General features: G+C 60.8%; 9 protein-coding genes. 3 read left to right on the top strand and 6 right to left on the bottom strand.

The window, feature by feature from the left end; translation table 11 throughout:
* Nucleotides 1–58: 58 nt before the first annotated feature.
* The gene (locus tag ACZ6YA_RS04690) at nt 59–829 is read left to right on the top strand and encodes a lysophospholipid acyltransferase family protein (protein ID WP_465895799.1); all 771 of its coding nucleotides are present in this window, start codon (nt 59–61) and stop codon (nt 827–829) included.
* A gap of 177 nt (nt 830–1,006) precedes the next feature.
* On the opposite strand, the gene ACZ6YA_RS04685 is transcribed toward ACZ6YA_RS04690, so the two are convergent.
* Both ACZ6YA_RS04685 and ACZ6YA_RS04680 read right to left on the bottom strand, forming a co-directional pair.
* Nucleotides 1,007–2,626, bottom strand: a complete 1,620-nt coding sequence (locus tag ACZ6YA_RS04685; protein ID WP_465895798.1) for an MFS transporter — start codon at nt 2,624–2,626, stop codon at nt 1,007–1,009.
* A gap of 96 nt (nt 2,627–2,722) precedes the next feature.
* Nucleotides 2,723–4,369 (bottom strand): GMC family oxidoreductase, encoded by a 1,647-nt coding sequence (locus ACZ6YA_RS04680; RefSeq protein WP_465895797.1) that lies wholly within the window; start codon nt 4,367–4,369, stop codon nt 2,723–2,725.
* 126 nt (nt 4,370–4,495) lie between these two features.
* Here ACZ6YA_RS04680 and ACZ6YA_RS04675 point away from each other — a divergent pair, with 126 nt between their 5' ends.
* Nucleotides 4,496–5,383 (top strand): LysR family transcriptional regulator, encoded by an 888-nt coding sequence (locus ACZ6YA_RS04675; RefSeq protein ID WP_465895796.1) that lies wholly within the window; start codon nt 4,496–4,498, stop codon nt 5,381–5,383.
* Here ACZ6YA_RS04675 and ACZ6YA_RS04670 read toward each other — a convergent pair.
* Genes ACZ6YA_RS04670 through ACZ6YA_RS04660 form a run of 3 tightly spaced genes read right to left on the bottom strand, consistent with a single transcriptional unit; the run spans nt 5,372 to nt 8,381 of the window.
* A complete protein-coding gene (locus ACZ6YA_RS04670) occupies nt 5,372–6,190 on the bottom strand; it encodes a sulfite exporter TauE/SafE family protein (RefSeq protein WP_465895795.1) in 819 nt (272 codons plus the stop codon). The two genes, ACZ6YA_RS04675 and ACZ6YA_RS04670, sit on opposite strands and share 12 nt — an antisense overlap.
* Nucleotides 6,187–7,455, bottom strand: a complete 1,269-nt coding sequence (locus ACZ6YA_RS04665) for an NAD(P)/FAD-dependent oxidoreductase (RefSeq protein ID WP_465895794.1) — start codon at nt 7,453–7,455, stop codon at nt 6,187–6,189. The genes ACZ6YA_RS04670 and ACZ6YA_RS04665 overlap by 4 nt, the downstream gene beginning before the upstream one ends.
* Before the next feature lie 41 nt (nt 7,456–7,496).
* Nucleotides 7,497–8,381: an MBL fold metallo-hydrolase gene (locus ACZ6YA_RS04660; RefSeq protein WP_465895793.1), complete on the bottom strand. Its 885-nt coding sequence runs from the start codon at nt 8,379–8,381 to the stop codon at nt 7,497–7,499.
* A gap of 222 nt (nt 8,382–8,603) precedes the next feature.
* Between ACZ6YA_RS04660 and ACZ6YA_RS04655 the strand changes: the two genes are divergently transcribed.
* On the top strand, nt 8,604–9,887 hold the full coding sequence (locus ACZ6YA_RS04655; protein ID WP_465895792.1) for a sigma-54 interaction domain-containing protein: 1,284 nt from the start codon (nt 8,604–8,606) through the stop codon (nt 9,885–9,887).
* 81 nt (nt 9,888–9,968) lie between these two features.
* Here ACZ6YA_RS04655 and gyrB read toward each other — a convergent pair whose 3' ends face one another.
* Complete coding sequence (gene gyrB / locus ACZ6YA_RS04650; protein ID WP_465895791.1) at nt 9,969–12,389, bottom strand: DNA topoisomerase (ATP-hydrolyzing) subunit B; 2,421 nt, start codon at nt 12,387–12,389, stop codon at nt 9,969–9,971.
* Between the last annotated feature and the right edge of the window lies 1 nt (nt 12,390).

Genomic DNA, 12,390 nt, shown 5'->3' with positions numbered 1-12,390 from the left:
GATGCGCCTACGGGCGCATTTTCTCAGGCGGGCACGCCCCGCAACGGTACATGCCACTATGTCGATCCTGCAGGCGATCAGAATCTTTCTTTTTTACCTGCTGCTGGGCACCAGTTCGCTACTCTGGTGCTCGCTGAGCTTTTTTGTCGCGCCCTTCTTGTCGTTCCCTAAGCGTTACAAATTCATCAACGTGTACTGGTGTCGTTGTGCGTTGTTTTTGAGCCGCACGGTCCTTGGCATCGATTACAAGATCACCGGCGCCGAGCATGTGCCGAGTGAGCCCTGCGTGATCCTGTCCAACCACCAGAGCACCTGGGAGACGTTCTTCCTGTCCCAGTACTTCTCGCCCCTGAGCCAAGTGCTCAAACGCGAGCTGCTGTACGTGCCGTTCTTCGGTTGGGCCATGGCCATGCTGCGGCCGATCGCGATCAACCGCGACAACCCAAAGGAAGCACTGCGCCAGGTGGCCAGCAAGGGTGACGAACTGCTCAAGCAGAAAACCTGGGTGCTGATTTTCCCGGAAGGCACCCGGGTGCCGTTCGGCACAGTGGGCAAGTTCTCCCGCGGGGGAACCGCCTTGGCAGTGAATGCCGGGCTGCCGGTGCTGCCGATCGCGCACAACGCTGGCAAATTCTGGCCGAAAACCGGTTGGGGCAAACGCGCGGGCACCATCGAGGTGGTAATCGGTGAGCCGATGTATGCCAACGGCACCGGCCCTCGCGCCATTGCCGAGCTCAACGACCGTGCCGCTGCCTGGAATGAAGCCACCCAACGGGCCCTGGGCTCGCTGCCACCGGTGGACGAAAAACCGCAGGAGCAGATTGCCTGACGTTCTGTGGATAACTTGTTAGCAGTTTTTTTGCGCGATGCCTGAAGTGAAGGCTAAGTGTTTGAATTAGCTGTTTATTTCCACGTATGACATTTTTCTGAAAAACGTGCATAAGTTTTTTCAGGGCATAAGAAAACCGGCTTTTACAGCCGGTTTTTTTATGGCTTCAGGACATCATCAAACCTTGTCGATATCCACATCCTTGGTTTCTTTCAGGCAGAAGATTCCCACCACCAGGCTGATGCCGGTCACCAGCACCGGGTACCACAAGCCGTAGAAGATGTCCCCGGTGTACACCACCAGCGCGAACGACACCGTGGGCAGGAAGCCACCAAACCAGCCGTTGCCGATGTGGTAGGGCAGGGACATCGAGGTGTAGCGGATCCGCGTGGGGAACAGCTCGACCATCACTGCCGCCAGCGGCCCGTAGGTCATGGTCGCGATCAGGATCATCGCTACGATCAACACCACCACCATCACCTGGTTGACCTGCGCTGGATCTGCCTTGGCCGGGTAACCGGCCTGTTCGATCGCCGAGCGCATGGCCGCTTCGTCGAAGCCATTGATGCTCTTGTCACCGATATTCACCACCACCTGGCTGCCGGCCACATTCACCGAGCTGTACGGCAGGCCCTGCTTGACCAGGAAGGTCTTGACCTTGTCGCAAGGGCTGTCGAAACGCGCCTTGCCGACCGGGTCGAACTGGAAGGTGCAGCCTTGCGGGTCAGCGGTGACCACGATCGGCGCCTGGCGGCTGGCCGCGTCGATCTGCGGGTTGGCGTAGTGGCTCAGCGCCTTGAACAGTGGGAAGTACAGCACCGTCGCCAGCAGCAAGCCGAGCATCAGGATCGGCTTGCGACCGATCCGGTCGGACAGCCAGCCGAAGAACACGAAGAACGGTGCACCGATCACCACGCTGATGATCAGCAGCGTGTTGGCCTGGGCCGGATCCATCTTGAGCATCTGGGTCATGAAGAACAGCACATAGAACTGCGCCGTATAGAAGGTCACGGCCTGGCCCGCGTTGATACTGAACAGCGCAGTAAGCACCACCTTGAGGTTGGGCCAGGAGGTGAACGACTCACGGATCGGCGACTTGCTGATCTTGCCCTGGGCCTTCATTTTCACGAAGGCTGGCGACTCGTGCATGCTCATGCGGATCCAGGTAGATATCGCCAGCAACACGATCGACAGCAGGAACGGCAGGCGCCAGCCCCAGGTTTCGAACTGATCGCCACTGATGTAGCGGCTGCCCAGCACAACCAGCAATGACAACAGCAGGCCGAGGGTGGCGGTGGACTGGATGAAGCCGGTGTGGAAACCGCGCTTGCCGTGGGGCGCGTGCTCGGCCACATAGGTGGCTGCACCACCGTACTCACCGCCCAGTGCCAGGCCCTGAAGCATGCGCAGTATCACCAGGATGATCGGCGCGGCGATGCCGATGCTCGCATAGGTGGGCAACAGGCCGACGGCGAAGGTCGAAAGCCCCATCAGCACAATGGTCACCAGGAAGGTGTACTTGCGCCCGATCATGTCACCCAGGCGGCCAAACACCAACGCACCGAAGGGCCGCACCAGGAAGCCGGCGGCAAAGGCCATCAAGGCGAAGATGAAGGCGGTGGTGTCGTTCACACCGGCAAAGAACTGCTTGCTGATAACCGCGGCCAACGCGCCGTAGAGAAAAAAGTCATACCACTCGAAAACCGTCCCGAGGGATGACGCGAAAATGATCTTTCGTTCTTCACGACGACTGGGGCTGGCCGCCGTCGCACCCTGCTCTTGAATGTAATCCGACATCGTTGCTGTCCTCGGCCCGCAGGCCACAGTGATTATTCTTTTTGTTCCACTGTCGGCAGCGTCTGACCGCGAGCTGCCGGTACTGCACGCACCCGGTCAGGGCGTCGGTAGCGCGTCTTCGTTCAGGTAGGTCTTGGCTGCGGCTCCTTTGAGGATCAGTTGTGCCGCCTTCTCGGCGATCATCAGTGTCGGTGAACAGGTATTGCCGGAGGTGATCTGCGGCATGATCGAGGCATCCGCCACGCGCAGGCCGGGGATGCCATGCACGCGCAGTTGGTTATCCACAACGTCCAGCGGGCCGCTGCCCATGCGACAGGTACCGACCGGGTGGAAGATGGTGGTGCCGATCTTGCTAGCGGCGTCGAACAGGTCTTGCTCGGTCTGCAGGGCAGGGCCGGGCAGGTATTCCTGTGGGTCGAAAGCGGCGAGGGCAGGGGCCTGGACGATGCGCCGGGTGATACGGATAGCATCGGCGGCAACGCGCAGGTCTTGTGGATCGCTGAGGTAGTTGGGGTCGATCAGCGGCGCGCTGTTCATGTCGGGGCTGCGGATGTCGATGCGTCCACGGCTTACCGGACGCAGGTTGCACACCGACGCAGTGAACGCAGGGAACTGATGCAGCGGCTCGCCAAAGCGCTCCAGCGACAACGGTTGGACATGGTATTGCAGGTTGGCGGTGGCCTGCTCGGGGCTGGAGCGTACAAACGCCCCAAGCTGGCTCGGCGCCATGGCCAGCGGGCCGCTGCGGTCGTAGAGGTAACGCAGGCCCATGCCCATCTTGCCCCACAGGCTGTTGGCCATCTGGTTGAGGGTGCGGGTATTGCGAATCTGATAGATCAGGCGCAATTGCAGGTGGTCTTGCAGGTTGCCGCCGACACCGGGCATATCGTGGCGTACGCCTATCCCTAAGGTTTCCAGCAGCGGGCGCGGGCCGATGCCGGAACGCTGGAGGATGCCAGGTGAGCCCACAGCGCCAGCGCAAAGGATGATCTCGCGGCGCGCAGCAAATTCATGCCATGCGCCTTGCCAAAGCGCTTTCACGGCGCGGGCGCGGGTGTTGTTCAATAACACCTGGTCTACCTGTACGCCGGTCAACACGGTGAGGTTGGGGCGCTTGTCCACAGGCCTCAGGAAAGCCTTGGAGGCGTTCCAGCGAACGCCGCTGCGCTGGTTGACCTGAAAATATCCACAGCCCAGATTGTCGCCGGTGTTGAAGTCGTCGACCTTGGCAATACCACTCTGCTCGGCGGCATCGCGGAAGGCATCGAGGATCGGCCAGCTGTAGCGCTGGCGCTCGACCCGCCATTCGCCCGCGCCGCCGTGGTGCTCACTGTCGCCAGTAAAGTGTTTTTCGCTGGCCTTGAACAGGGGCAGCACGTCCTTCCAGGCCCAGCCGTCGTTGCCTTGCGCAGCCCAGGTGTCGTAGTCCGCCGCCTGGCCACGCATGTAGATCATGCCGTTGATCGACGAACAGCCACCCAGCACCTTGCCCCGTGGATAACCCAGGCTACGACCACCCAGGCCGGCTTGCGCTTCGGTCTTGAAGCACCAGTCAGTGCGTGGGTTGCCGATGCAGTAGAGGTAACCGACAGGGATGTGAATCCAGGGATAGTTGTCGCGGCCACCCGCTTCGAGCAGCAAGACGCGACAGGAAGGATCGGCGGACAAACGATTGGCCAGCAGGCATCCGGCAGGACCGGCACCAACGACCACGTAGTCGAACACAGAATCGGCTGATGGCATGTGCAACCTCGCGCCTGATTTTTATTCTTGTTCCGATCCATCTTAGTGAGTAATTTCGCTGTGGGAACACGAGTTTTCGCGCAGCTGCTGTGCGTTTTAGCACAGCGACAAACAGGGAATGGATGCATGTTCGACTGGAATGATCTGCGGTTTTTCCTGGAGTTGCAGCGCAGCGGCCGCCTGCTCAGTGCCGCCAAGCGCCTCAACACCACCCACAGCACGGTCGCCCGTCATATCGAAAGCATCGAGAAGAGCCTGGGCACCCCATTGTTCGTGCAGCACGCCCAAGGCTTTGAGCTGACACCCTCCGGCCAGGCGCTGCTCAAGCACGCCGAAGCCATGGAGAATGTCGCGCTGCTGGCGCAGGAAGAAATTACCCAGGCCATCACCCCCCTGGGCAAGATCCGGCTGGGCGTCACCGAAGGCATCGGCATCATGTTCTTCACCCCGCGCATGAACGCGCTGTTCGAGCGCTACCCGGGGCTGGAAGTGGAGCTGGTCGCTGTACCGCGCTTCGTCAGCATTCTCAACCGCGAAGCGGAAATCAGCATTCACCTCGAACGGCCCAATGCCGACCTGCTGATCACCCGCAAACTCACCGATTACCGACTGGCGCTGTATGCCAGCCAGGCGTACCTGGACCGGGCACCTGCGCTGCATAGCCGTGAAGACCTGGCGCGCCATAGCTGGATCGGCTACGTCGACGACCTGCTGTTCAGCCAGGAGCTGCTGTTCCTCAACAGTTTCTGCCGCACGCCCAGCGTGGCCTTTCGCAGCACCAGCGTGATCGCCCAGCAAACCGCTGCGCGCGCCGGCCTGGGCATTGCCGTGCTGCCCAACTACATGGCCCGCCACGACCCAACGCTGGTGCGTGTATTGCCCAGCGAAACCATCCAGCGCAGCTACTGGATCTGCACCCGTCGCGAGCTGCACAAATCGGTGCGCCTGCGGGTAGTCTGGGACTACCTGCTGGCGCTGTGCGCCGCCGAACAGGATGAGCTGTTAGCCGAGTAGCGCCTTGCCGGCCAGCAACAGGGCAGCGCTGCAGCCGACCACCGCGAACAGCTGCTGCAGGCGGGGACCGGCCAGCTTGCTCGCCAGAGGTCGCGCCAGCAACAGGCCTAGCACCGCCCCCACGGCAAAGGGCGCACCAACTTGCCAGTGCATCACCCCGGCCAGGCTGGCGCTGACCACGCTACCCGTAGACACCAGGGCGATCACCGCCAGCGAGGTCGAGACGATGCTTTTCATGCGCAGGTTGGTGTAGCGGTTCAAGGCGGGAATGATCACGAAGCCGCCCCCCACACCCAGCAAACCGGACAACAACCCCGACACTGCGCCGGTCATGGCCAGGGCTCTCGCGCAAGGCAAGGTCCAGCGCAAACGGCCCTGCAACGGGTTGAGCACGCAGGGTTCGATGAAGCGGTGTGCGTCATTGTTTTCTCCGCGCAACTCCCTCGTCGCTTTGCGCCAGATGCGCAAACAGGCATACACCAGCACCCCAGCGAACACCAAGGCCAAAGGGGTGTTGGGCAGCCGATGTGCGAGCATCAGCCCGAACGGCGCTGCGCCGATGCCGATCAGGGCGATGAAGAGGGCAGCGCGATAGCGCACCAACCCTTGGCGCAAGCCAAGTATCGCCGCCACAGCTGCAGCGAGACCCACGGCAAGCAGGCCGATCGGTGCCGCTTCGACCATCGACAAGCCAAGGCCGAAAACCAGCAGCGGCACTGCGAGGATGCCGCCACCCGCGCCTGTCAGCGCCAGCACCGCGCCAATGATTGCTCCCAACCCGGCACCCAGCAATTGCTGTTCGATCACTGCACGCCCTCGGCTAACGTCTGCGGGCGTGCCAGCCATTCACGGCCTTTGAGCATGCCCTGCCAGTACAACGGTGGCAGCACCCGCGCCTTGAGTAGCCAAGCCAGCCGTGTCGGCTGGCGGCCATCAAGCAGCCAGCGTGGAAAGCTCGGCGCGACCTTACCTCCATAGGTGAACTCAGCGAGGACAATCTTGCCGCGCTCGACCGTCAGCGGGCAGGAGCCGTAACCGTCGTAATGGGCGAGGGTCGGCAACCTGCCCAATGCCACCAGCACGTTGTTGGCGACCACCGGTGCCTGCTTTCGTGCAGCAGCGGCAGTTTTGGCATTGCTGGTGCTGGCGACGTCGCCAAGGGCGTGGACATTGGCAAACTGGCGATGGCGCAGCGTGTGCGGGTCCACATCGACCCAGCCGGCGGCATCGGCCAGCGGGCTTTTGCGGATGAAGTCCGGCGCAACCTGCGGGGGTACCACGTGCAGCATGTCGAACGTTTCGATGCGGGTTTCTCTGCTGCCATCGGCCAGGGTACGGACAAAAGACGCGCGCTTGTTCGGGCCATCCACCGCGACCAGGCGTTGGCTGTAGTTGAGATCCACCGCGTATTTGTCGATGTAGGTCATCAGCGCGGGCACATAGTCGGATACGCCGAACAGCACGGCGCCGGCGTTGAAGAAGCTGGCTTTGACATCACCTAACCGCCCCTTGCGCAACCAATGGTCGCAGGACAGGTACAGCGCCTTCTGCGGTGCGCCGGCACATTTGATCGGCATGGGCGGCTGGGTGAACAGGGCGCGACCTTGCTTGAGATTTTGCACCAGCTCCCAGGTATAGGGCGCCAAGTCATAGCGGTAATTGGAGGTCACGCCATTGCGGCCGAGGGTTTCGCTGAGCCCGTCGATAGCCGCCCAATCCAGCTTGAGGCCAGGGCAGACCACCAACTGTTCATAACTGATGGAGCGGCCGTCATCCAACAGAACCAACTGGCCCGAGGGGTCGAAGCCCTGCACCCGCGCCTTCACCCAGCGCACACCCCGGGGAATGGTCGACGCCAGGGTGCGAGCAGTGCCTGGCGCCTTGAACACGCCAGCACCGACCATTGTCCAGCCGGGCTGGTAGTAATGCACATCGGCGGGGTCGATCAGCGCGATGTCCAATGAAGGGTCACGCTTGATAAGGCTGGAAGCCGTGGCGATCCCGGCGGCGCCGGCACCGATGATGACCACCTTGTGATGGTCGGAATTGGCAGGGGACAACGAGGCAGGCATGGCAGTAAATCCTGGGAATCTGGTTATGTAGGGCAGGGCAGTCAGAGTTTGTTCAGCGGGATCTTCAGGTAACTCACGCCGTTCGCTTCGGGCTCCGGGAAATGGCCGCTGCGCATGTTGACCTGCACCGAGGGCAAGATCAGCACGGGCATGTCGAGGGTCTTGTCGCGGGCTTCACGCATGGACACGAAGCTGTCCTCGTCGATGCCTTGATGGATGTGGATGTTGCTGGCGCGCTGCTCGGCCACGGTGGTGACGTACTGCATGTCGCGCCCGCCGGGGAGGTAGTCGTGGCACATGAACAGCAGGGTCTGGTCAGGGAAGGCCAAGAGGCGGCGGATCGATTGATACAAGGTACGCGCGTCGGCACCGGGGAAGTCGCAGCGTGCGGTACCGTAGTCGGGCATGAACAGGGTGTCGCCAACGAACAGCGCTTGCTCACCCGCATCCGTTACCAGGTAGCTCATGCAGGCGGGAGTGTGTCCCGGTGTGTGCAAGGCTCGGGCATGCAGATTACCGATCGAGAAGCCTTCCTCATCCGTCAGCAACACATCGAACTGGCTGCCATCACGGGCAAAGCCCGGCTCGGCATTGAACAACGCGCCGAAGGTTTTCTGCACCTTGGTGATTTCGGCGCCGATGGCGGTATGGCCACCGAGTTTATCCTTGAGGTAGGCCGCAGCCGAAAGGTGGTCGGCGTGCACATGGGTTTCCAGCACCCACTGCACCTTCGCACCCAGGGCCTGCACCCGTTCGATCAACCGGTCAGCTGAAGCGGTGTTGGTGCGGCCCGACTTTGGATCGTAGTCCAGCACGCTGTCGATCAACGCGCAGTGAAGGGTCTCACAATCCAGTACCAGGTAGCTGATGGTCGAGGTCGCCTCGTCGAAGAAGGCTTCCACCTGAAGGTTGTTGCCGATGATCATCACGTTCTCCAAATAATCCACCGCGCCTTGTACAGGCGTAGGCAGTGACACGTGGTTTATCAAGATGCATGCCAGCAATTTCCCCTGGCCAGGCCCCGCAAATGCGGCAGGTGCTGCCGAATGACTGGCATGCTGTCAGCTAGGGTGGCAGTCGACTGTCAGCCAATGGCAGTGTTTGGCAGTCCTTGTTACGCTGCGCCGGGTAAATCCACCGGTGCCGTCATGCCTGAATCCCATTCCCTCATCCTAGCTCTGGTTTCCTACCTCGAACACGATGTACTGCCTTCCATCGTGCTGGACACCGACTACAACATCCTCGCCGCCAATGCCGCTTATCGCCGACAGTTCGGCCGCGACGATCAGGCGCCGCTAGGTGAGAAATGCCATCGCGTTTCCCATCACTACGCCGTGCCTTGCGACCAGGCCGGCGAGCATTGCCCATTGCGCAAGGCATGGGACAGCAAGTTGCCGGAACGTGTGCTGCACATCCATCACACGCCGCGCGGGCCTGAGCATGTGGATGTGGAACTGCGGCCAATCCTCGATGAACAAGGTAGGGTGATAGCCTTTGTCGAACGCCTGACCACCATTACCCTGGCTTCGGCGCAGCCTGCGCAACAAGGCCTGGTCGGCCGCGCACCAGCGTTCAAGACGGCGCTGGCCAGCCTGCAGCGTGCGGCCCCCGCGCAGATTCCGGTACTGCTTCAGGGCGAATCCGGTACCGGCAAAGAGCTGTTCGCTCGGGCGCTCCATATGGGCAGCCCACGGGCCAACGGCCCACTGGTGGTGGTCGACTGCACTGGACTGACCGAGTCGCTGTTCGAGAGCGAATTGTTCGGCTATGAGAAGGGGGCGTTCACCGGAGCCAATCAGCGCAAGATCGGACTGGCCGAAGCCGCTCACGGCGGCACACTGTTCCTCGACGAGATCGGCGAAGTGCCGTTGGCGATGCAGGTCAAACTGCTTCGCCTGATCGAGTCCGGTAGTTTCCGTCCAGTGGGCAGCACGCGCACCGTGCATGCGGATTTCCGCCTGGTGTCTGCAACGCACAAACCACTCAAGCAGATGGTTGCAGAGGGCACATTCCGCGAAGACCTGTATTACCGCATCAGCGGCTTCCCGATTCGTCTACCCGCATTGCGCGAAAGGGTAGAGGATCTGCCGTTGCTTGCGCAGAGCCTGTTGCAGCGCATGGCTGGCATGCCGCCCGCGGCCCTGACTGACGCTGCCCTGCGACAATTGGCACTGCATCCATTCCCGGGCAATATCCGTGAGCTGCGTAACATCCTGGAAAGGGCCCGGCTGTTTACCGATGACGGGGTGATCCGACCTGAGCATTTGCCGGAAGACCTCGGCCCGCAACCCCCTGGTTTGGGCAAGACACGCGACCTGAGTGATCTGGCACAGGCGCTCGCGCGATTCCAAGGACCACGCAGTGAATTGGCACGCCACCTGGGCATGAGTGAGCGCACGCTTTATCGGCGCCTGAAAGCGCTTGGCGCTTGATGCGCGATGAGAGGGCGCACCCTTTAGCCAATAAAAAGCCCGCTTGCGCGGGCTTATCAATGACTGTCGATATACAGCGGATCAGAAGTCCAAATTCGATACCGACAGGGCGTTACTTTCGATGAACTCGCGACGTGGCTCAACCGCATCACCCATCAGGGTGTTGAAGATCTGGTCGGCAGCGATCGCGTCCTCGATGGTCACCTTGAGCATACGGCGCACGGTCGGATCCATGGTGGTTTCCCACAGCTGGTCCGGGTTCATCTCACCCAGCCCTTTGTATCGCTGGATGGTGTGCCGCTTGGTGGTCTCGTTCATCAGCCAGTCCAGGCCTTCCTTGAACTCGACAATCGCCTTGCGACGCTCACCACGCTGCACATAAGCACCTTCGCCCAGCAGGCTGGACAGCTTGGCACCAATGTTGACTACCGTACGGTAGTCGTTGCTGCCAAAGAAGTCGCGGTTGAAGGTGATGTAGCTGGCCAGGCCGTGGGAGGTGATTTCCACTTCCGGCAGCCACACATTACGCTCCTTGTCTTCGCGCAGGCTGGCCTTGTACACCAGGCCAGACTTCTGGCTGTTGTTCAGGCGCTCCTGCAGCTTGCCCAACCAGCTTTCCATGACGGCGTGGTCGCCCAACTGCTCCAGGGTAACTTCCGGCAGGTAGATGAAGTGCTCGGTCAACTCTTCTGGGTACAGACGCGACAAACGCTTGAGCGTCTTCATCACGCTACGGAATTCGTTAACCAGGGCTTCCAGCTGCACACCGGAAACGGCTGGCGCCGATTCGTCCAGGTGCAGGCTGGCATCTTCGAGGGCCGACTGGGTCATGTACTCTTCCATGGCCTCGTCGTCCTTGATGTACTGCTCCTGCTTGCCTTTCTTCACCTTGTACAGCGGCGGCTGGGCAATGTAGATGTAGCCACGCTCGACCAGCTCCGGCAACTGACGGAAGAAGAAAGTCAGCAACAGGGTACGGATGTGCGAACCGTCAACGTCAGCATCGGTCATGATGATGATGTTGTGATAACGCAGCTTGTCGATGTTGTACTCTTCGCGGCCGATGCCACAGCCCAGCGCGGTGATCAGCGTGCCCACTTCCTGGGACGAGATCATCTTGTCGAAACGGGCTTTCTCGACGTTGAGGATCTTGCCCTTCAGCGGCAGGATCGCCTGAGTACGGCGGTTACGGCCTTGCTTGGCCGAACCACCCGCGGAGTCACCCTCCACCAGGTAGAGTTCGGAAAGGGCGGGGTCCTTCTCCTGGCAGTCAGCCAGTTTGCCCGGCAAGCCGGCGATGTCCAATGCGCCTTTACGGCGAGTCATCTCACGCGCCTTGCGCGCCGCTTCACGGGCACGGGCAGCGTCGATCATCTTGCCGACCACGGCCTTGGCTTCGTTGGGGTTTTCCAACAGGAAATCGGCGAAGTACTTGTTCATCTCCTGTTCCACGGCGGTTTTCACCTCCGAGGAGACCAGTTTGTCTTTGGTCTGCGAGCTGAACTTGGGGTCCGGTACCTTGACCGAAATGATCGCGGTCAGGCCTTCACGGGCGTCGTCACCGGTGGTGGCGACCTTGTTTTTCTTGGCCAGGCCTTCCTGCTCGATGTAGCTGTTCAGGCTACGGGTCAGCGAGGAGCGGAAACCGACCAGGTGAGTACCACCGTCGCGCTGCGGAATGTTGTTGGTGAAGCACAGCAGGTTTTCGTTGAAGCTGTCATTCCACTGCAGTGCGACTTCAACACCTACGCCGTCGTCACGCTGCACGTTGAAGTGGAACACCTGGGAGTTGACCGGCGTCTTGTTGGTGTTCAGGTATTCAACGAAGGCGCGCAGGCCGCCTTCATATTTGAAGAATTCTTCTTTGCCCGAGCGCTCGTCCTTCAGCAGGATACCAACGCCAGAGTTGAGGAACGACAGTTCGCGAATACGCTTGGCCAGAATGTCCCAGCTGAAGTGGATATTCTTGAAAGTCTCAGCTGATGGCTTGAAGTGGATGTGAGTACCCGTAGTTTCGCTCTCACCCACAACAGCCATAGGCGCCTGTGGAACACCGTGCACGTAGGTCTGTTCCCAGATCTTGCCGCTTCGGCGAACGGTGAGCACCAGCTTCTCGGACAGGGCGTTCACTACGGAAACACCTACGCCGTGCAGACCACCGGAAACTTTGTAGGAGTTGTCATCGAACTTACCGCCGGCGTGCAGCACAGTCATGATGACCTCGGCCGCAGAAACGCCTTCTTCTTTATGCACGTCGACCGGAATGCCGCGACCGTTATCGCGCACACTGATGGATTCGTCCGTGTGGATGATGACGGTGATGTCATCGCAATGCCCGGCGAGGGCTTCGTCGATCGAGTTGTCGACCACTTCGAAGACCATGTGGTGCAGGCCGCTACCGTCATCGGTGTCGCCAATGTACATGCCGGGACGCTTGCGCACGGCATCCAAACCTTTCAGCACCTTGATGCTGGAGGAATCGTACGTTTGATTTTCGCTCATG

It is taken from the genome of Pseudomonas sp. NPDC090752 (assembly GCF_055584805.1).
Note: the sequence above shows the minus strand (reverse complement) of the source record. Positions and strands in the feature narration are given on the sequence as shown.